Origin of the sequence: Alloyangia pacifica (assembly GCF_020524285.1) — a bacterium.
In the GTDB taxonomy this organism is placed as follows: domain Bacteria; phylum Pseudomonadota; class Alphaproteobacteria; order Rhodobacterales; family Rhodobacteraceae; genus Salipiger; species Salipiger pacificus_B.
In genome coordinates this window covers 34707-53544 of sequence record NZ_JAIVKX010000009.1, presented here as the reverse complement: position 1 = coordinate 53544, position 18838 = coordinate 34707, and the positions used below count along the sequence as shown (strand labels likewise).

At 66.4% G+C, this 18838-nt stretch carries 17 protein-coding genes; 5 read left to right on the top strand and 12 right to left on the bottom strand.

Features of this window, described 5'->3' with window-relative positions; genetic code table 11:
- Positions 1-37 precede the first annotated feature (37 nt).
- A complete protein-coding gene (locus LC039_RS13460) occupies positions 38-598 on the top strand; it encodes a type 1 glutamine amidotransferase domain-containing protein (RefSeq protein ID WP_226625006.1) in 561 nt (186 codons plus the stop codon).
- Positions 599-660: 62 nt separating this feature from the next.
- Here LC039_RS13460 and LC039_RS13455 read toward each other — a convergent pair whose 3' ends face one another.
- On the bottom strand, positions 661-1278 hold the full coding sequence (locus LC039_RS13455) for a hypothetical protein (protein ID WP_226625005.1): 618 nt from the start codon (positions 1276-1278) through the stop codon (positions 661-663).
- Positions 1279-1441: 163 nt separating this feature from the next.
- On the opposite strand from LC039_RS13455, the gene LC039_RS13450 reads away from it, so the two are divergent.
- Positions 1442-2347 (top strand): LysR family transcriptional regulator, encoded by a 906-nt coding sequence (locus LC039_RS13450; protein ID WP_226625003.1) that lies wholly within the window; start codon positions 1442-1444, stop codon positions 2345-2347.
- A gap of 109 nt (positions 2348-2456) precedes the next feature.
- Here LC039_RS13450 and LC039_RS13445 read toward each other — a convergent pair whose 3' ends face one another.
- Positions 2457-3023 carry a TetR/AcrR family transcriptional regulator gene (locus tag LC039_RS13445; RefSeq protein WP_226625001.1) on the bottom strand — a complete coding sequence of 189 codons (567 nt, stop codon included), beginning with the start codon at positions 3021-3023 and terminating at the stop codon, positions 2457-2459.
- Positions 3024-3212: 189 nt separating this feature from the next.
- On the opposite strand from LC039_RS13445, the gene LC039_RS13440 reads away from it, so the two are divergent.
- A complete protein-coding gene (locus LC039_RS13440; RefSeq protein WP_226624999.1) occupies positions 3213-4118 on the top strand; it encodes a LysR family transcriptional regulator in 906 nt (301 codons plus the stop codon).
- Positions 4119-4162: 44 nt separating this feature from the next.
- Here the strand turns inward: LC039_RS13440 and LC039_RS13435 are convergent, their stop codons facing one another.
- The 5 genes from LC039_RS13435 to LC039_RS13415 form a co-directional block, all read right to left on the bottom strand.
- Positions 4163-5113: an OmpA family protein gene (locus LC039_RS13435; protein ID WP_226624998.1), complete on the bottom strand. Its 951-nt coding sequence runs from the start codon at positions 5111-5113 to the stop codon at positions 4163-4165.
- A complete protein-coding gene (locus LC039_RS13430; RefSeq protein ID WP_226624996.1) occupies positions 5085-5654 on the bottom strand; it encodes a peroxidase-related enzyme in 570 nt (189 codons plus the stop codon). The genes LC039_RS13435 and LC039_RS13430 overlap by 29 nt, the downstream gene beginning before the upstream one ends.
- 4 nt (positions 5655-5658) lie before the next feature.
- Positions 5659-6384 carry a GNAT family N-acetyltransferase gene (locus tag LC039_RS13425; RefSeq protein WP_226624994.1) on the bottom strand — a complete coding sequence of 242 codons (726 nt, stop codon included), beginning with the start codon at positions 6382-6384 and terminating at the stop codon, positions 5659-5661.
- 124 nt (positions 6385-6508) lie between these two features.
- Complete coding sequence (locus LC039_RS13420) at positions 6509-7234, bottom strand: competence/damage-inducible protein A (RefSeq protein ID WP_226624992.1); 726 nt, start codon at positions 7232-7234, stop codon at positions 6509-6511.
- A 767-nt stretch (positions 7235-8001) separates the two neighbouring features.
- Positions 8002-11052 carry a trypsin-like peptidase domain-containing protein gene (locus LC039_RS13415; protein WP_226624990.1) on the bottom strand — a complete coding sequence of 1017 codons (3051 nt, stop codon included), beginning with the start codon at positions 11050-11052 and terminating at the stop codon, positions 8002-8004.
- Between the two features lie 277 nt (positions 11053-11329).
- On the opposite strand from LC039_RS13415, the gene LC039_RS13410 reads away from it, so the two are divergent.
- Positions 11330-12232: a nucleoside hydrolase gene (locus tag LC039_RS13410; RefSeq protein WP_226624988.1), complete on the top strand. Its 903-nt coding sequence runs from the start codon at positions 11330-11332 to the stop codon at positions 12230-12232.
- Positions 12233-12313: 81 nt separating this feature from the next.
- Here LC039_RS13410 and LC039_RS13405 read toward each other — a convergent pair whose 3' ends face one another.
- The 5 genes from LC039_RS13405 to LC039_RS13385 form a co-directional block, all read right to left on the bottom strand.
- On the bottom strand, positions 12314-14203 hold the full coding sequence (locus LC039_RS13405; protein ID WP_226624986.1) for a bifunctional sugar phosphate isomerase/epimerase/4-hydroxyphenylpyruvate dioxygenase family protein: 1890 nt from the start codon (positions 14201-14203) through the stop codon (positions 12314-12316).
- A gap of 13 nt (positions 14204-14216) precedes the next feature.
- Positions 14217-15491, bottom strand: a complete 1275-nt coding sequence (locus LC039_RS13400; protein ID WP_226624983.1) for a TRAP transporter large permease — start codon at positions 15489-15491, stop codon at positions 14217-14219.
- 3 nt (positions 15492-15494) lie between these two features.
- Entirely contained in the window at positions 15495-16025 is a 531-nt protein-coding gene (locus LC039_RS13395; protein ID WP_226624982.1) for a TRAP transporter small permease, read from the bottom strand.
- A gap of 63 nt (positions 16026-16088) precedes the next feature.
- Positions 16089-17099 carry a DctP family TRAP transporter solute-binding subunit gene (locus tag LC039_RS13390; RefSeq protein WP_226624980.1) on the bottom strand — a complete coding sequence of 337 codons (1011 nt, stop codon included), beginning with the start codon at positions 17097-17099 and terminating at the stop codon, positions 16089-16091.
- A gap of 11 nt (positions 17100-17110) precedes the next feature.
- Positions 17111-18013, bottom strand: coding sequence for a shikimate dehydrogenase (locus tag LC039_RS13385; protein ID WP_226624977.1), 903 nt, complete (start codon positions 18011-18013; stop codon positions 17111-17113).
- Between the two features lie 133 nt (positions 18014-18146).
- Here LC039_RS13385 and LC039_RS13380 point away from each other — a divergent pair, with 133 nt between their 5' ends.
- On the top strand, positions 18147-18836 hold the full coding sequence (locus LC039_RS13380; protein ID WP_226624976.1) for a TetR/AcrR family transcriptional regulator: 690 nt from the start codon (positions 18147-18149) through the stop codon (positions 18834-18836).
- Positions 18837-18838 lie beyond the last annotated feature (2 nt).

Sequence of the window (18838 nt, the reverse complement as noted above, 5' to 3'; positions counted from 1 at the left end):
GGCGCCGGACTGCAAGACAGATGGAAGGAGGCACGACATGACTGCCATCAGTAACGCCAAGATCCTCATTATCTCCACCAACGGTTTCGAACAGTCGGAACTGGAATTCCCCCGTGACCAGCTGCGCGTGAAGGGCGCAGAGGTCCATGTGGCCACGCTCGAAGGCAAGGCCATCAAGGGCTGGGAAGGCACGGACTGGGGCCGCGAGGCCGAAGCCGAGGCCAAGATCGCCGACGTCAATTCGCATGACTACGATGCGCTGGTGATCCCCGGCGGCCAGATCAACCCCGACCTGCTGCGGGTCGAGCCCGCGGTGATCAACCTCGTCAAGGACTTCCACAACGAGGGCAAGGTGATCGCCGCCGTGTGCCACGCACCCTGGGTGCTGGTCGAGGCGGGCATCCTGAAGGGCCGCGAGGTGACCTCCTACCATTCGATCAAGACCGACGTGGTGAACGCGGGCGGCAACTGGGTCGACGTGCCGGTCGCCTGCGACAAGGGCATCATCACCAGCCGCAAGCCCGATGACCTCAAGGCCTTCGTCTCGAAGATCGTCGAGGAGATCGAAGAGGGCCAACACGATCGCAAGGCGGCCTGACCCTTCCGTGCCGTTTTGTGACCACTGGCCGCGCCGGGCAACCGGCGCGGTCTTTTGCTGTGTCAGGCAGAGGTGCCGGAGCCGAAGAACTCGTCCGGCGACATCTGCCCGCCAAGACGCGCCGCGCCGTAGAGCTGGGTGGCGATCTCGCCCGCGCCGACCAGCAGCACCGCCGCGCCGGTGAGGTGCAGCGGGTCGAGCAGCGCGCGGGCCGCCGCGCGGGCTTCGGGCCAGGGCAACGGGCGCGCGGGGCAGGGGGCGCATCCGGAGAACGCGCAGCCGGTCAGGGCACCGAGATCCTCGCGGAAGCCCTCAGGAGGCTCCTCGGGCGGGGCAAAACACAGCAGGTGCACGTCCTGCATGGCGCGCAGCCGGAGGCGGATTTGCTCGGGCATCGACAGCACCCGGCCCATCCGCAACCCCAGCGCATCGGGCATGAAGGCGACGGCGCTTATGTCGGTGCCGCAGAAGGCGCGCAGCGAGAGGTAGTCTCCCGGCGCCATGCCCAGCTCGCGCGCGCGGCGGATCTGCATCCGCAGCGCCACGCCCGAGGGCGCCTTGCGCGCAGCCTTGGCGCGGCGCCAGCGCTCGACCGCCAGCAAGGACACGGGCTGCAGCGCCGGGCCGCGATTGTGTCCCGCGGGCGGTGGCGAGATCGGAGGGGAGAGGAGGTCGGACATGGTTGTTCTGAACGCGGAAACACTTCTGCCGCAGATTTTACCTCCCGGTTTCGGGGTCAAGTACAGTGCGCGGTAAAACCGCGATATTGTCCTCGCTCCGTCCAAGTCCTGCCCCAATCCGGGGCAATAGTCGTTTGGGAAGAACGTTTACGAGGTGACGGGTATGGATCGGCTGACCGAAATGGAGGCCTTTGCAACGGTGGTGGACCAGGGCGGTTTCACCGACGCTGCGAAGAAGATGGGAATTTCCAAATCGGCCGTCTCGAAGCATGTATCCTCGCTGGAGGCCCGCCTCGGCGCCCGGCTGCTGAACCGTACCACGCGCCGAGTCTCGCCCACCGAGATCGGCTTGGCCTATTACGACCGTGCCCGCCGGGTGCTGAACGACGCTGGGGAGGCCGACGCGTTGGTCACCTCGATGCAATCGGCGCCCTCGGGGCTGCTGCGTATTTCGGTCGCCACGGACTTCGGGGTGAACCACCTGAGCCCAGTGCTGGGAGAGTTCCTGGCCGAGTTTCCCGATATCACCGTCAACATGGTGCTCAACAATCGCTACGTCGAGTTGATCTCGGAAGGCTTCGACATGGCCGTGCGCATCGGCGAGCTCGAGGACAGCACCTTGCGGGCCCGCAAGCTGACCGACACCACCAAGCGGATGATCGCCTCGCCGAACTACTTCCAGCGGTTTGGGCGCCCGCAGCGGATCGACGACCTCAACGAGCACAAGCTGCTGCATTATTCCAACCAGTCCTCGGGCAACGTCTGGAAAGTGACCGCGCCCTCGGGCGAGAAGCGCCAGGTGCGTACGGCCGGCTGGCTGTCGGTGAACGACGGGCAATCGCTGCTCAACGCCTGTATCGCCGGTCTCGGCATCGCCTACCTGCCGTCCTATCTCTATGCGGACGCGATGAAGCAGGGGCTCGTCGAGGATGCGATCCCTGACCTGCCGATGGAGACGCAGGGGATCTACGCCGTCTACCCGCCGGGCCGCTTTACCCAGCCGAAGGTCCGCGCCTTCATCGATTTCCTCGTGCATGCCTTCGCAGAGAAAGGCCCGCACGACTGGTAACCTTGTTTTCCTCGGGCTGAACTCGTAGGCCCTAACTGCGCCCCGGTTTCAAGCCGGGGCGTTTTTTTGCCGCGACGGGGCAGGCCTATCTCGGCGGGTGGCTCTTGGGCTAGGTGACCGAGCGCGCGGTCTGTGCGAGCCCGTCGAACATCATCACGCTGCGGCGCAGAATCGCTTCGATGCATTCTGAAACGCTGGCATCGTGATAGACCGCGGGCCGCAGCCCGTGGGTGTAGATCGCATAGAAGGCCTCGAGCGCATCGTCGAGCTCCTCCTCGGTGCGGTGGCTGAACCGGCGCGAGTCCCGCATGGCCTGGCGGAGCGGCGCGAGGGCCTGCCTCAATTGCAGGCGGTTGTGGGTCTCCGTTTCGGCAGGCCATTGCCAGAAATAGGCCTGCATCACGGCGAGAAGTCGCGGATCTTCGAGATCCCCCTCGGCGTAGACCGTCACGATGTGGTGCAGCTTCTCGTCGAAGCTGCCGTGCAGCGGAACGGATCCCGCCAGCCTATCTATTTGAGACGCATTGTTTTCCTGGATCAGCGCGTAGAGAAGCCCGGCCTTCGAGTGGAAATACACGTTGATCATCGCGTGGGTGACGCCGGCCATCCGGGCGATTTGCGTGACCGAGACATTGTGATAGCCCTGCTCGTCGAAGAGGTGGCGGGCAGCGGCCATAAGACGCGCTCTGGTTGCTGCGCTTTTCTCTTCGCGGTGGCTGCGGCTTGCTATGCTGTCCATCTGCCTCAGATTACGGCAGGAAGCAGGAAAGTCTATGACATTGTTATTAACAATGTTGAAAAACTGTCGCCCACGAGACATAAGCGCGGGCGGGTCACGAGTGCCCTTGGTATCTGGAGAGTCTTGATGGACAAGTTTGCCGAACTGCGCGCCTTCACCCACGTGATGGACCACGGCGGCTTCACCGCTGCGGCGGAAGCGCTTGGCATGTCCAAGGCCGCGGTCTCCAAGAACGTGGCGGCGCTGGAGCGTCGGCTCGGCCTCAAGCTCTTTGAACGCACCACCCGCCAGGTGCGTCCCACGACCGAGGGCAACCACTACTACCGCTGGACCCGCCAGCTGCTCGCCGAGGCGGATTGGGCCGACACCTGCGCCCGCGCGCTCGCCGAGCCGCAGAGCTGTGCGCTGCGGGTGGCTGCACCGTCTGAACTGGTCGAGCATATGATCCTACCCCGGCTGGGCCGGTTTCTCACCTCGCACCCCGACAGCTCGATCGTCTTCGAGTCGGCGGGCTCCGAAGGCTGCGACCTGACGCTCAGCACCGAGACCGGCGAGGCGATGGACGGCCGGCCGCTGGCGGTCAGTACCCATGTGGTGGTGGCCTCGTCGCTCTATCTCGCGACGCAGGGCCGACCCGAGAGCGCCAGCGACCTGGCGGGCCACCGGCTGCTGCACCTGCCGACCGAGCAGGATGGCGTGATCTGGACGCTGACCGACCGGCGCGGCGCGGTGACCCCGGTGACCGCCGAGCGCCGCATCGAGATGTCGGACGCGCGGTCGGTGCTCGAGGCCTGTCTTGCCGGGCTCGGCATCGCCTGCCTGCCCGATTTCGTGGTGGCGCGGGATCTCAGCGTCGGGCGCCTGACCCGGGTGCTGCCCGAATACGACTCCGCGCGCCGGGTGATCCTGTCGCGCACGGAAACCGGCGGTCCGGCCCGCGAGCTGGCCATGCAGTTCGAGTCCTACCTCGACAGCGCGCTGCGAGAACAGGGCGCGACGGTGGCCGGGCGGATCGGCGACGTCGCCCCCTGACCCTTGGCCCAAAGCCGGGATGGTGACCCGGGGCGGGGCCCGGCTCACTCCACGGCAGGCAGCAGCACGACTTCGACACGCCGGTTGGCCTCGCGGCCCGTGTCGCTGAGATTGCTCGCGATCGGCGCGAGATAGCCCGCGCCATCCGCTTCCATCTGGCTTTCCGGCAAACCCTTGTCCAGCAGGTAGCCGCGCGCGGCGCGCGCGCGGCGGCGCGAGATCTCGACGTTGGCCGCCGCCGAGCCGGTGGCATCGGTATGACCGACAAAGAGCACCCGCCGCGCCGGATCGGCGGCAAGAAATTCCGCCAGTTCGTCGAGCGAGGGCACCTCGCCCGGCTCCAGCTCGTCGGCGCCGCTGGCGAAGGTCAGGTCATCGAGCACCGCGTGCCCCTCTGCCTCGAGCGTCTGGATGAGGTCGGGCATTTCGCTGGTGACCACGGGCGCTGGACGTTCCCCCGCATCGGGCGCCTGCGGGGCAGAGGCGGGAGAGGTCCGGATCACCTGCACGAAACCGGCGGCGGGGCTGCGGCTCACCATCAGCGACAGGTAATCGCCGGCGGGGCCACGGGCAGACAGGAACCGGTAGCTGCTCAGGTCGACGTACATCGCCGGGCCGCGCATCACCTCGGTCGCGAAGCGGAAATCGAAACCGCCGCAGTCGCGCGCGGCGCAGTCGAGCAGGATTTCCCAGCCGGCGCTCTCGAGCTGGGTGCGCAGCGGTGCCATGATCTGCAGCACCGTGAGGCCGGAGGCCTCGATCCGCCAGGCCTGCCGCTGGATGCGGCCCTCGGCTGTCTCGGTGAGCACCCCCTCCATCTCGGTCCAGGGGGCGATCGGCACGGCGTAGCTGCCGGGATCGGTGATGCGCTCTTCCGCCAGCCGGGCGGAGCCGGGCAGCGCGAGGTCGAAGGCCCGGACGGGCAGGGCGGCAAGGGTTGCCAGGGCCAGCCCGGAAAGAAGGCGCTCAGCGCGCCTGCGCGTGGTAGTCGTCATTCGGCCGCATATCGGTGGCACTGGCCACCCGGTTGGTCATGTTGAAGAACGCCGCCACGTTGACGATGTCCCAGATATCGCGCTCGGAGAAGCCCGCGTCGCGCAGCGCCTCGCGGTCGTATTCGGCGATCTCGGCGCTGCTCTTGGTCATCTTCTCGGCGAAGTGCAGCATGGCGCGGTGGCGGTGGTTGAGGTCGGCGACGCGCCAGTTCATCACCAGCATCTCGCCCAGTTTCGGATCGCCGGACAGCGCGCGCACGGCGGCGCCATGGGCTGTCAGGCAGTAGAAGCAGCGGTTGATCGACGAGACCACCACGGCGATCATCTCGCGTTCGAGCTTGCTGAGGCCCGAGTCCGCCAGCATCAGCTCGTTGTAGAGACCGGTGAAGGCGTCGAGCTTGGCGCTGTCGAAGGCGTGGGCTTTTAGCACGTTCGGCACCATGCCCAGCTTCTCTTCGCAGACATCGAAATACTTTTGCGTCCGCTCGGGCAGCGGGTCGACCATCGGCAGATCGAGGGCGGTGGGCAGGTCCTTGGTCATGGGCTCAATGTCCGGGCTTGATGCGGTAGTGGTACTGTCCCACAAGCCCCATCCCGAGGGAAGCATAGAGCCCGTTCGCCGCGTCATTGTCGGTCAGGCAGGCCAGCGACATGTACTGCGCCCCCTTGCCCTCGGCCCAGATCGCGGCGCGGCGCATCATGGCGGTGCCGACGCCCTTGCCGCGGTGCGCCGCGCGTACCTCCAGCGCGTGGACCATGGCGATGCCGTCGTGGATGGCGCAGTAGCCTGCGCCGGCGGGCTTGTCCGACACCCGCCCAAGCAGGCCGGTCTTCGGGCCGCGCGCGCGCTCCATGACCCCGACCCGCGCAGGGCCGATGCCGCCCTCTTCCCAGATCTCGCGCATGACCGCCAACGGCTCCCAGAGCGCAAAGGCGCTCATCCGGTGCGGGGGCGGGTCGGTGAGCTTGCCGATCTTGCAGACCCAGAGGTTGACCGGGTCGATGAGATCATAGCCGCGCGACTCCAGCGCCACGTCGAGCGCCGTCTCGCCGGCGCGGATCATGAAGAGCGGCTGCTGCTGCAGCATGCGCTGCGCCTGTTCGGCGGCCTGCAGGTCGTCCGGGCTCCAGCCATCCTCAGCGGTGATGCAGGACACCCGCTTGCCGCCGCCGGCGCCCTGGCGCAGCAGCCAGGGGCCTGCCGCGACCGTCGAGGCGGCGGGCCAGGTGGCGTCGAGCGTGGCGTAGAGGCGGGGCAGGTCTGGCGTCATTCTTGCACTCTGCCGGCGGCGGAAGCGGGCAGGGCGCCCCCGCGGGCCGGAACGGGTTACGGTCTTTGTCCCTATCTATGGCGGCAGGGCTGGCCGAGGGCAATCGCTGCCGCCGGGCGCGGGCTCAGCTCTCGGGAAAGAGTGCCGCGAGCCGTGTCATTGCCGCATCAACCCGCGCACCCTCGGCGCCGCGGATGACGATGTTCGCGCCGTAGACGCCGTCTTTCTGGAACGGGTAGGAGCCGATCGACAGGTCGGAGAACTCGGCGGCCAGCGCCGAGAGGGGGCCGGCGATCTCGCCCTCGCCGCGCTGGATGCGCAGCGATTGCGACAGCAGCGGGGCACCGCCGGTCAGCGTCGGCAGAACGCTCGCCACCATCGCCTCGAAGACCGAGGGCACGCCCGCCATGACGTGCACGTTGCCAAGCGTGAAGCCGGGCGCAATGGAGACCGGGTTGTCGATCAGCGTGGCGCCTTCGGGGATGCGGGCCATGCGCTGGCGGGCCTCGTTGAACTCGGAACCCTGGCGCTGGTAGTGGGCCGCGAGCAGGTCGTAGGCATCCTGCCGCACGCCGATCGAGGCGCCGAAGGCGGCGGCCACAGCGTCGGCGGTGATGTCGTCATGGGTCGGGCCGATGCCGCCCGAGGTGAAGAGGTGGTCAACCGAGTCGCTGAGAGTCTTGACCGCGGCGACGATGGCCTCCTGATCGTCCGAGACCATGCGCGCTTCGCGCAGGTCGATGCCCTGCTTGGTCAAGGCTTGCGCAAGGTAATGCATGTTGGAATCACGGGTGCGCCCCGAGAGAATCTCGTCCCCGATGACCAGCATGGCGGCGGTGGGATTGGCCATAGTCCTGCTCTCCTTGCGTCGACTTTCGCCTTTGGTATAGGCCTCGGCCGCGCGCTTTCAAACCCCTCAGAACCTTTTGCTTTTCGCATCAGGGGTGGCAGCGGATTGGGAGCCGGAGCGCAAGGTTCAAGACCTGCCGCGAAAAAATCCGCTGGACAGTAACAGAATCTTCATGTGTGGTGGGCCACGCGGAATTTGGGTCGGCCCACCGGATGCGAAGTCCAGCAGGCCGACCAGGAAGATGGCGCTTTGGGAGGAGTAGCCATCTTCAGCGATCCGGTCGCCCCTTGGGAGGTTTTGGGGCGGCCGGATACCTTTTCTTACATGACATGCAGGCGGGCAACGCAACACGGATCCCCGCAAAATTGCAGTTTCGTCGCATTTGTCGCAGCTGCCGCCGGGGCAATTGCTCATTTCGTGAGCAATTCCTCCGCGTATCGTGCTGGCGGCATTCGGCGTGGGTGCCGACGGCCGGAAAATCGCGTTGTGCCTTGCAGTTGGGTCATGTCGCGCCTCGCGCTCTTGCCATGCGCTGAGGTCAGACCGGGTCTGCAAACCTGTCCGTTGTTCCGCGTGTTCGCGCGGGTTAATTTCTTCTCACGACGCAGCGATGCGTCATCGGGTTTTCCTGGAACTCTCTCCTCCTCCCTGAGTTCCGGAAATTGGCGGCAGTCCCTCTCCTCCTCCCTGGGACTGCCGCACCTCCCGCCCCCTCCGAAAAAATCCGAATGACAGCGATCAGAGCATCTGCGCTTTGCGTGCGTGCTTCAGGTCTCGCCGCTGTCCCAGATATCCGCCAGTTTGCGCAACGTGCCATCCGGATCCGCCCGGAACCGATCCGCGAAGTCGCGCAGCAAAGCCTCATCGGGTGTCTCGGGCTGCTTGCGCGGCACCCGCCTGTCCGGCTCGCGGGGCCGGGGAAGCGAAGGCGCCTCGCCAAGGCTGAGCCGTACCATGACCGGGCGGTGATCCGAGACCTGCGTCACGAAGTTGGGGTAGGTGCGGTCGGCGGCGATAATGATGAAATCCTGGCTGTCGAGGCTCTGGGTCATGCCCGGCGAGGCGAAGATCGAGTCGATCAGCGACTGGTACGGGCGCTTGAGGTAAGTAAAGGCACCGTCCCGCTCGTCCGCCGCGCTGAGCGCCGTGAAGCGGGCGTCGAGCAGCCCCTGAAATTGGCCGCTGCCGAGTTCGGCGTTGGTGTCGCCGCCGATCAGCACATCCGCTTCCCCATGCGCGTCCATCGCCTTGCCGATCACCTCGGCGAGGATATTGGCCGCCATCCGGCGCCGTTTGGCCCCCTCTGCGAGCGCCTTGAGGTGCAGCGGCACCAGCAGGAAGTCGAATGTCTTGCCCGATTGCGTCTCGGTCGAGGTGAAACGGAACAGGCCGGGGTATCGGTTGAAAATCTTCCCCTCCACCGCCTCGAAGGGCTGCGCTTCAGGATCGCGGCTGTCGAGTCTGAGCAGACGGTCGGCCTCGGCAGGCCAGTCGAGCCGTTCGCCGGTCACCGTCATCTTGTTCCAGATCACCGCCGTGGTCTGCCGCCCGCCCGGCGCACCCGGCTCGGAGGCGGCGAACTCGAATTCCATCTGGAAGCTGCGCTTGAGTTCCGCCACCAGCGCCTCGGTGGCCTCGGGCGAGGTCTCCTCCAGCGCCCAGATGTCTAGGTTGAGGTCGGCAATGACCCGCGCCACGTCTTTTTTCTTGTTCGCGAAGTCACGATTGAACCACTCGATGTTCCAGAACGCGACGTCGATGTCCTGCTCGCCGCCACGGTAGGTGTCGACCACCCGCTCGAAGGCGCTTTCCCCCTTGGCCTCGCGGCCGAGCGTGCCGAAGAAGCCGGTCCGTGAGTCGCTACCGCCCATGTGGCGCAGCACCTCCGCGGCAGATTGCTGGTTCGGCCCGTTGCGGGCGCGCATGTCGAGGTCGATGGCGATGGCCGAGATCTTGATGCCCTCGTTGACGAAGGAGATCGGCGGGCTGTCCTTGCCGCGGTCGAGCTTCCGGCGCATCTCGTCGTCGACCTTCTCGAAGGCATGGTGCAGCGCAAAGAGCCGCCAGTCGTCGCGCATCACCGGGGCGCCGGAACTGCCGTACATCGTGTCCGAGGTATAGTGCACCAGCACCTCGGGCATCCCCAGCGAGGTGACGATGTCATTGCGGCGCAGCGAGGCGCGCTTGGGCTTGCCCTCGGGATGGTGGATCACATGCGCCGGGTGCCGGTCGACCGCGATGAACGAGCCGCGCCAGAGCTGGATATGGCCGAAGCGGGCCCCGGCATCGCCCTCGATCCAGACGAAGGTGTAGTCGAGGTCGAGCGGCGGGCTGCTGACGAAGAGCCGATTGGGGTCGAGCTTGTAGCTCGAGACCGCCTTCACCTCGCCGCCGGGGCATTCCTCGTAGCCGAATTCGACCGTCGCAGCGCTGGCAGTCGCGGTGTCGTTGAGGACGTGGGCATTGGTCAGCAGGATGTTCGGCGCCACCAGGAAGCCGGTGCCGTGCCAGCTGCCGGACTTGCCGTCCCAGGTCGTGCCGTGTGTGCTGATCCGGGCCACCGCCTGTCCGACCTCATGGCCCTTCGAGAGAAAGCAGAAGGGCACGCTCTCGTCGTCCTCGACGATGGCCTCGAAGCGCGTCCTGTCGGTGAAGCCGAGACCGAAGCGCTCGGGATCGGGAATGCCAGTCGCCCGTTCGGGCACCGGAGCGACCTGCTTGAACCGCGTGCGGGCGGGATCGGGCGTGAACTTGGCCGGCGCGAGCTCGGTCGCCGTCGATGCAGGGGACTGCGCCATGACCGCCGCCTCGACCCCTGGCGACGGCGGTGGCAGGACGTGCTTCAACAGGGTGTCGAATTTCTTGGCGACGCGGGCAAAGCCTTCGTCGGTGCCGTGGATCTCGTCGACCCAGTCGGTGCGCTTGGCCAGCGTGCCGCGCACATTGACGAGGTGCACGTGGCTGTCCTCGGCCGCGACTTCGCCGAGACAGTCGTAAAGAGCGTCGATCAGGATATGCAGGATGTCACGGCGCAGCTCGGGATCTGCGATGCCCTTCGCCTCAAAGGCGCTGCCCAGCCACTTGTCCTGGTTGTTGAAGACCCAGATCGGGCGGCGCGTGTCATTGCCGAAGGGGAAGGCGAACGGGTAGTCGTAGCCGTGGATCACAATCGGCAGCGCGGCAAAACGCGGGTCGGCGCGCACGGTGGCTATCACCTTGCGGTAGCTCGCTTTCAGTTTCTCGGTGACCCGGCCCAGCTCGGCCTTGTTGATCAGCTTCTCGGGCAGGGAGGACCGCGTGCCGTTGTGCAGCAGCGACAGCAGCACCGGGGTGCCGTCCTTGGCGCCGATCACATCGTTGCCCGCTGCGGAAAGCAGGAAGGCCTGCACCCGGCCCGCCTGCGCGTCGAGCCCGGCCATGTACTCCGCGCTGTCGCTGTCGATCATATTCTCGACGGTGTCCCCCGCGGCGCCGAGGCTCCAGATCAGGTACTCCTTGCCGAGATGGTCGATGACGTCCTCGACCAGCAACGGGAACTGGAACCAGCTGTCGCCCTCGCTGACCAGCACCGGGCGCGGATCGCCGCGCCGCAGGGCGGACTCGAAGTCACGTTGCCGCTTGCGGCGGCTGCGGTTGTTGAGAAAGCCCATCGCCGACTCCAGCCGCGGGATGCCGGTGACCGTTTCCGGGTTCGGGCGGACCTCGACGGAGAAGGCGCTGTCGCCGGGTTCCAGCAGCACATAGGCGCGCAGCGCGGCGTCGGGCAGATCGAGATTGTTCCAGCGCTCGAGAAATTCTTCGTAAGTAATCGTTTCCATGTGCCGGGCTCCCGACTGGAAGAAAATCCTCGTGAAATGCCAAGGATTATAGCGGATCTTTGCTTTCCGGTCACCTCTGCGGGCCGGTCTCGGCTACAGGCATGATACATCTAGGGAATTCTTTACAGTCCGGTATTCCCGTCTTGCGTGTGGGCAGGAGGCCGGCCGGGCCCTGAGATGCGGCAGGCCGGGGCTTCCAGTTTCCAAATGCACCGCATAGGGATAGAGCAAACCAGACCTGCGCCGGACATTCCGGCCTTCCGAGACGGAGACGGACATGAAACTCATCATCGACACGGATCCCGGGATCGACGACGCGCTGGCCATTCTCTACGCCGCGGCGCACCCGCAGATCGACCTGCTCGGGCTGAGCACCGTCTTCGGCAATGTCACCGTGCAGCAGGCGACGCGCAACGCGCTCTACCTCGTCGAACGGGCCGGGCTCGACGTTCCCGTGGCCGAGGGCGCGGCTAAGCCGATGCATCTGCCGCCCTTTACCCCGAGCCATCACGTCCACGGGCCCGAGGGCTTCGGCGACCTGCCGGAAGTGAGCCCGAAGGGTGCGAAGATCGATGAGAGCGCCGCCGAGTTCCTCGTGCGGATGGCCCGCGAGCACAAGGGCGAGCTGGTGCTCTGCCCGATCGGCCCAATCACCAATGTCGCCGATGCTATGGCGCTCGATCCTGAATTTGCCGGCAACCTGCGCGAGATCGTCTTCATGGGCGGGGCGCTGGACGCGCGCGGCAACATCACCCCCTATGCCGAGGCCAACACCTACCACGACCCGCACGCGCTGGACATCGTGCTGCAGAGCGGCGCGAGGATCCGGATGATCGGGCTCGACGTGACGATGGAGGTGCTGCTCACCGCCGCCGACTTCGAGGAGCTTGAGCGCCGCGACCCCGAACATGGAGCCTTCCTGCGCGAGATGAGCCACTTCTACCTCGAGTTCTACCGCACCGTCGGGGCCGAGGGCTGCGGGCTGCACGATCCGCTGGCGGTCATGGCCTGCATCATGCCCGAACTGGTGGGGTTGGAGCACACGCCGGTGGACGTGGTTCTGGAGGGGCAGGAAATCGGCCGCACCCGCCGCGCCACGGGCCGCCCCGAGATCGGCGTGGCGCTGAATTGCGACGGTGCCGACATCAAGCGGCGCTTCATCGAGAGCTTTGGGGGCTGATCCCGCAGGACGGCTTGGAGAATGCAAAACCGCCGGCCCATCGCTGGACCGGCGGTTTCCATTTGCGCGTGACCGTCAGGCTCAGGCCTGCGGAATGCCCTTGGGCGGCCCGAGACGTTTCTGCGCCGCGATGCGGAAGGGCGCGTTCGGCCCGCCGAAGCCCTTGTAGCCCGGACCGCGCTGGATGATTTCGAAGAACATCCCCCCTGCGAAGGCACGGCTGTAGACCTGGAAGAACTCTGCATCGCCCTCGCGGTCGTACAGGATGTTCCCGGCCCGCAGCTTGTCGAGCAGACCCTCGGGCATGTCGAAGCGCGCGGCGAGATCATCATAGTAGTTGCCCGGGATCGGCAGCGGCTGGAAGCCCAGATCCTGCATCCGCGAGACGGTGGCAAAGATGTCCTCGGTCGAGAGCGCGATGTGCTGCACCGAGGCGCCGAAGGTCGAGGCGAGGAAGCGGCCCGCCAGTGTGCGGTGGGTCTCGGCGCCATTGAGGGTGATCTTCAGGTGGCCCTCGGCACTCTCGACCACCTGGCTGCGCACCAGCCCGTCCGGGTCGATCACGTCGACCATGGGCGATTTGCGCATGTCGAAGAGCGAGCTGTAGAACAGCGTCCAGCTCAGCATGTCTTCGTAGGACATGGTCTGCGCGAGGTGGTCGACATGGGTGATGCCCGCACCCTCGTCCTTGCCGTTCGGAAGCGCCTCGAATTCGACGTCCCAGACCTCGCCGAGGCCGCTGCTGCCGTCGATGAAGTGCAGCACCGAACCGCCGAGGCCGCGGATCGCCGGGATCGCCAGCTCGCCCGGCCCGGTCGGCTGCGAGAAGGTCGGCGAGCCGAGCGCGTTGGCGCGGGCCACGGTGTCATGTGCCGAGGAGACCTGCAGGCCGATGTCGCAGACCGACAGGCCGCGGGTGTTCCAGACGTGAGCGGCATGGCCCTCGGTCTCGGAGTTCACCACGATGCGCACGTCGCCCTGCTGCCAGAGGGTGATCGCCTTGTTGCGGTGCTTCGCGGCGTTGCGGAAGCCGAGCGTGCGCAGCATGGCGGTCAGAGTGTCGACCTCGGCGTCGCGGGCGGCGAACTCGACGAAGCTCACGTCCTCGGCGCGTACACGCGGCGGGATCGTGGGCAGGTCGATCTTGGTCTCGGGTTCGGCGCGGCGCACGTCGTCCATCAGCGCGATGAGCGAGCGGTACCCGTCCTGCGCCGTGGCGCGGGCGTTGCTGCCGCGGAACTGGTCGTTGAAGATCTCGAGGCTGATCGGCCCGGTGTAACCCGCCGCCATGACCGCCTGCATGAAGCGCTGCACCTCGAGGTCACCCTCGCCGGGCATGTTGCGGAAGTGGCGCGACCAGTAGAGCAGGTCCATGTCGATCGCCGGGGCGTCGGCGAGCTGCACGAAGAAGATCTTCTCACCGGGGATCGAGCGGATCGACTCCGGGTCGACCTTGCGGCCCAGCGTGTGGAAGCTGTCGAGGATGATCCCGACATTGGGGTGGTCGGCCTGGCGCACGATTTCCCAGGCGTCGCGGTGGTCGTTGATGTGCCTGCCCCAGGCCAGCGCCTCGTAGCCGAGGCGGATGCCGCGCTCCTTGGCGATCTCGCCAAGCTCGGCGAGGTCGCCCGCGGCCCGCTTGATGCCGCCGAGCGAGCGCGGGTGCACCGACGAGCAGATCAGGATCAGGTCGGTGCCCAGCTCCTGCATCACGTCGAACTTGCGCTTGGCGCGGTCGAAGGCCTTGGAGCGCAGCGGCTCGGGCAGGCATTCGAAGTCGCGGAAGGGCTGGAACAGCGGGATCTCCAGCCCGTGGTCGCGGATCATCCGCCCCACGTCCCGCGCGCCACCATCATGGGCAATGAAATCCTGCTCGAAGATTTCCACGCCGTCGAAGCCTGCGGCGGCGATGGCCTCGAGCTTCTCGGGCAGGGTGCCCGAGATCGAGACGGTGGCGATCGCGGTTTTCATGGGGTTTGCCTCCTCAGTAGCCGAGCACGCGCGGCAGCCAGATGACGGTCTGCGGCACGAAGGTCAGGATGAACAGGACCAGCACCTCGACGAAGAAGAAGGGCATGATCGCGCGGATGAGCTTGGCCATGCCGACGTTGGCCACACCTTCGGCGACGAAGAGACACAGGCCCAGCGGCGGGGTGATCAGGCCGATCATCAGGTTGAAGATCACGAGGATGCCGAAGTGCGTGGGATCGACGCCCATCGACACGGCGATCGGGTGCAGGATCGGCACCAGTACCAGCATCGCCGCGATGCCTTCGAGGAACAGGCCGACAAAGAGGAACAGCACGATCACCGCCAGCAGGAAGGTGGTCTGGCTGTCGACGTTGGCGAGCACCCAGTCGGTCAGCATGTTGGGCACGCGGTTGTAGGTCAGCAGCCAGTTCGCCGCCGAGACCGCCGCGATGATGATCAGGATCACCGCGCTGTCGCGCATCGCGCCCGAGAAGATCCGCGGCAGGGCCGAGAGGCGGATGTTGCGGTAGACGAAGAGGCCGAGGATCAGCGCGTAGCCCACGGCGAAGCTGGCGGCCTCGGTGGGGGTCACGATGCCGAGCAGGATCGAGCCGACCACCAGCACCGGCATCAGCAGCGGCAGGATGCCCTGCAGCAGCGCCTGGCCGTTGGACGGGCCGCCGATCGCATCGGCCTCGTGGCCCTTGTCGACCTTCACCGTCATCATCACGTAGGCCGACAGGAACACCGCCAGCAGGATGCCGGGGATCACGCCCGCGAGGAAGAGCGCCGGCACCGACACGCCGGAGACGATCAGCGCGTAGATGATCACCGGGATCGACGGCGGAATGATCGGGCCGATCACCGAGGAGGCCGCGGTCAGCGCCGCGGCGAAGGCGCGGTCATAGCCGTGCTTTTCCATCTCGGGGATGAATACACGGCCGATCGCCGAAGTGTCGGCCACGGCCGAGCCCGAGAGGCCCGCGAAGATCACCGAGGCCCAGATGTTGACCAGCGCGAGGCCGGCACGCATGCGGCCCACCAGCACGTTGGCGAAGGCGATGATGCGGCCGGTGATGCCGCTTTCGTTCATCAGCTCGCCGGCGAGCACGAAGAGCGGGATGGCCAGCAGCGGGAAGGAGTTGAGACCCTTGAAGATCTCGGTCGGCACGATGCGCAGCGTGTAGGGCGCCTCGCCCGTGCCCATGAAGAACAGCAGCGCCGCGAGGATCGCCACCGCGATGGGGGCACCGGCCAGCAGGCCGCCGATCAGGATGATGTAGACCATGGATCAGACCTCCTCGGTGCGGCCGGAGAGCCGCTGAGCGAGTTTCAGGGCCGCCGCGAGCGCGAGGAGCGCGCCGCCGAAGGCGATGGCGTATTGATAGGGGCCGACCTTGCCGAGCCAGGTGAGCGCCTCGATGCCGGTGCTCTGCGCCAGCGCATCGGCGGTGCTCTTGAGACCGGAGGAGGCCACGTCGCCGCGGCGCACCGCGAAGACATGCCCGGCGTAGGCGAGCGCGATGCCGGTCGCGACGCCCACGGCGTCGGCGGCAACGAAGAACCAGTGGCGGACGCGCTTGGGCAGCATGTCGGAGACCACGGTGAAGCGGATGTGGTTGTCGCCAAGATAGGCCAGTGCCAGGCCGAACATCACCCCGTAGATCGTCAGGTAGATCGGCAGCTCCTCGCCCCAGGGGACGGATCGCCCGACGGCGTAGCGCCGCAACGAGTTGACGAAGATGATGATGAAGACCAGCGCCATGCTGAGACCTGCGCCGAAGGCGAAGACCCACCTTGCTGCGCGGATGAGACGATCCATCTTGGCTCCTCCAAAGGAAAGGCCGGGCCACGCATGACGGGCCCGGCCGGATGTCATGCCGTATTACTCGGTGGCGTCCGCGACAGCCGACTGAAGGCGGTCGATCCACTCGGCGTCATCGCCGAGCTCGCCGCGCAGGTATTCGACCACGGCAGGCTGCGCCTTCTCGGCGAAGGCCGCGATCTCGTCCGAGGTCGGTGCGTAGACCTGCATGCCCTCGGCCTGCGCCTTGCCAACGCCTTCGGCGGTGTTCCACTGCTGGATCGCACGGCCCATGGTGCCGGCAACACGCGCCGCCTTGCGGACGACTTCCTGCTGTGCCGGCTCGAGCATGTCATAGAACTCGTCCGAAATCACGATGAAGTCCGCCGCGTAGACGTGACCGTCCAGCGTCATGTACTTCTGCAGCTTGTGCAGACCGTTGTTGTAGATCACGCCGACCGGGTTCTCCTGGCCGTCGACCACGCCGGTCGAGAGGGCGTTCGGAAGTTCGGTCCAGGCGATCGGGGTCGGCTCGCCGCCGAGACCCTTGACCATCTCCACGTAGAGCGGGATCGGCTGCACGCGGAACTTCAGGCCTTCCATGTCCGCGGGCGATTTGATCTCGCGGGTGTTGTTGGTGAAGTTGCGGAAGCCGGTCTCGCCGTAGGCGAGGGTGCGCAGGCCGGTTTCTTCGAGGCAGTGCTGCGCCAGTTCGTCACCGAAGGGGCCGTCCAGCACGTCCCAGGCGACGGTCGCCGAGGAGAAGGTGTAGGGGATGTCGAGCACGGAGGCGGCCGGGCAGACCTTGGACATGGCGCCCGAGATCAGCGCGACCTGGGTCAGGTTGTCCTGCACCTGCGCGACCAGCTCGTCCTCGTTGCCGAGCGCGCCGGCCGGGAAGAGCTCGACGGTCATGTCCGACTCGCTCTCGACGATGTTCTTGAAGATCTGCGCAGCCGCGCCCTTCTTCGAGCCGGTCCAGTCGTCCGGGTCGACGTGGGCGACGCGCAGGGTCTGCGCCCCGGCGGTGGTGGCTGCAAGGCTGCCGCACAGCGCGGTGACGGCGAGAAGGGTCTTGGTGATCGAACGCATGAGTTCCTCCCTTAGCGTTTCGTATTGGCCGCGTCTTGCGCGGGCTGGTCGAAGGCATCGAAGGTCGCCTTCATACGGACCGGGTCGGCGGGCCGCCCGGTAAACAGTTCGAACGCACGCACCGCCTGGAATACGGCCATACCGGACCCCGGCAGGACCCGGCAGCCTTTTGCGCGCGCGGTCGCGATAAGTTGTGTCTCGAGCGGGAAGTAGACGATGTCGGCGACCCAGAGGTCGGCATCGATCAGGCTTGCGTCGATCGCCATGCCGGGCAGCTTGGCCATGCCCATGGGGGTCGCGTTGACCACGCCGTTGGGCTTGTCTTCGGCAAAGAGCGCGGCAAGATCGCTGACCGCCTGGGTCCGCGTATCGGGACGGTTCGAGGCGACGAGCTGCGCCAGCCCCTCGGCGCGGGCGGGGTCGGTGTCGAAGATCGACAGCTTCTTCACGCCGCAATCGGCCAGCGCATGGGCGACCGCAACGCCGGCACCACCGGCCCCAAGCAGCACCGCGTGGCCCGTCTCCGCGCCCTCGAGGCCGCGACGGAAGCTCTCTGCAAAGCCCCACATGTCGGTGTTGTGGCCGATGCGCTTGCCGTTGTCGAACACCACGGTGTTGACCGCCCCTACGGCCCGCGCGTTCTCGCTCAGCTCGTCGAGCAGGGAGATCACGTCGATCTTGTAGGGGTAGGTGATGTTCAGCCCGTCGAAGCCCGCGGCCTCGGCCGATTGCACCATCTGCGCCAAGGTCATGTCCTTGCGCTCGGGCGCGTCCATGTCGAGCTTTTTGTAGGTGGTGAAGAGCCCCTGCGCGCGGGCCTCCTGCATCTGCATCAGGGGCGTGCGGGACAGCGCGATGCCCTGACCGATCAGGCCGGCAAGCAGACAGTCTTCCCGTGTTTGCGCGTTTTCCAAAGCGGCCTCCTCCCCGTCGTCTCTGGTCCGTCGATGTCTCGCAAGATTGAACTCGTGGGTTAAATTGTCAAGTTAATTGAACCCGGCGGTTAAAAATGTAGGATGGGATCAGGAGCGGGAGTGGGGAAAGTCCATGGAAGATCGAGAGAAGTCCCGGAAGTGGAAACAGAATCCCGAGGCGGTGAAGGCTGATATCCTGCGGGTGGCCCGGGCGGAATTTGCCAAGACCGGGCTGTCGGGCACGCGAATCGAGGACATCGCCGCGGGGACCAAGACCTCGAAGCGGATGATCTTCTACTACTTCCAGGACAAGCAGACGCTTTACGAGGCAGTGCTCGAGGAATGCTACGCGGAGGTGCGCGGCGGCGAGTCCGAGCTTGATCTCGAGGGGCTGCGACCCGACGTGGCGCTCAAGGCGCTGCTCGAGTTTACCTTCGACCACCACCGCCGCAATCCCGAGTTCATCCGCCTCGTGATGATCGAGAACATCCACGAAGCGCGGCACATGAAGAAGATGCACGCGCTGGCGGCGAAGAATGAGCGCGCCATCGGGGTGGTCGAGCGGATCTGCAACGCAGGGCGCGAGGCCGGCCTGTTCCGCGAGGATATCTCTCCGGTCGCCCTGCACTGGCAGATCAGTGCCGTCAGTTTCTTCAACGTCGCCAACCGCGCGACCTTCTCCACCAACTTCGGGCCGGAGCTTTTCGACGAGGCAGGGCAGGCGCTGCTGCGGCGCACCTCGGTGCGCGGCATTCTCGGTTCGGTTCTGAAGGATCCGAGCCAGCTTGACGCGCTGTGCCCCGCCGATCCCGCGCAGCCCTGAGA

What these genes read in the sequence shown, in the direction of transcription:
- LC039_RS13460 (WP_226625006.1), top strand. Translation starts at nt 38, where the DNA reads ATGACTGCCATCAGTAACGCCAAGATCCTCATTATCTCCACCAACGGT.
- LC039_RS13455 (WP_226625005.1), bottom strand. Translation starts at nt 1,278, where the DNA reads ATGTCCGACCTCCTCTCCCCTCCGATCTCGCCACCGCCCGCGGGACAC.
- LC039_RS13450 (WP_226625003.1), top strand. Translation starts at nt 1,442, where the DNA reads ATGGATCGGCTGACCGAAATGGAGGCCTTTGCAACGGTGGTGGACCAG.
- LC039_RS13445 (WP_226625001.1), bottom strand. Translation starts at nt 3,023, where the DNA reads ATGGCCGCTGCCCGCCACCTCTTCGACGAGCAGGGCTATCACAATGTC.
- LC039_RS13440 (WP_226624999.1), top strand. Translation starts at nt 3,213, where the DNA reads ATGGACAAGTTTGCCGAACTGCGCGCCTTCACCCACGTGATGGACCAC.
- LC039_RS13435 (WP_226624998.1), bottom strand. Translation starts at nt 5,113, where the DNA reads ATGACGACTACCACGCGCAGGCGCGCTGAGCGCCTTCTTTCCGGGCTG.
- LC039_RS13430 (WP_226624996.1), bottom strand. Translation starts at nt 5,654, where the DNA reads ATGACCAAGGACCTGCCCACCGCCCTCGATCTGCCGATGGTCGACCCG.
- LC039_RS13425 (WP_226624994.1), bottom strand. Translation starts at nt 6,384, where the DNA reads ATGACGCCAGACCTGCCCCGCCTCTACGCCACGCTCGACGCCACCTGG.
- LC039_RS13420 (WP_226624992.1), bottom strand. Translation starts at nt 7,234, where the DNA reads ATGGCCAATCCCACCGCCGCCATGCTGGTCATCGGGGACGAGATTCTC.
- LC039_RS13415 (WP_226624990.1), bottom strand. Translation starts at nt 11,052, where the DNA reads ATGGAAACGATTACTTACGAAGAATTTCTCGAGCGCTGGAACAATCTC.
- LC039_RS13410 (WP_226624988.1), top strand. Translation starts at nt 11,330, where the DNA reads ATGAAACTCATCATCGACACGGATCCCGGGATCGACGACGCGCTGGCC.
- LC039_RS13405 (WP_226624986.1), bottom strand. Translation starts at nt 14,203, where the DNA reads ATGAAAACCGCGATCGCCACCGTCTCGATCTCGGGCACCCTGCCCGAG.
- LC039_RS13400 (WP_226624983.1), bottom strand. Translation starts at nt 15,491, where the DNA reads ATGGTCTACATCATCCTGATCGGCGGCCTGCTGGCCGGTGCCCCCATC.
- LC039_RS13395 (WP_226624982.1), bottom strand. Translation starts at nt 16,025, where the DNA reads ATGGATCGTCTCATCCGCGCAGCAAGGTGGGTCTTCGCCTTCGGCGCA.
- LC039_RS13390 (WP_226624980.1), bottom strand. Translation starts at nt 17,099, where the DNA reads ATGCGTTCGATCACCAAGACCCTTCTCGCCGTCACCGCGCTGTGCGGC.
- LC039_RS13380 (WP_226624976.1), top strand. Translation starts at nt 18,147, where the DNA reads ATGGAAGATCGAGAGAAGTCCCGGAAGTGGAAACAGAATCCCGAGGCG.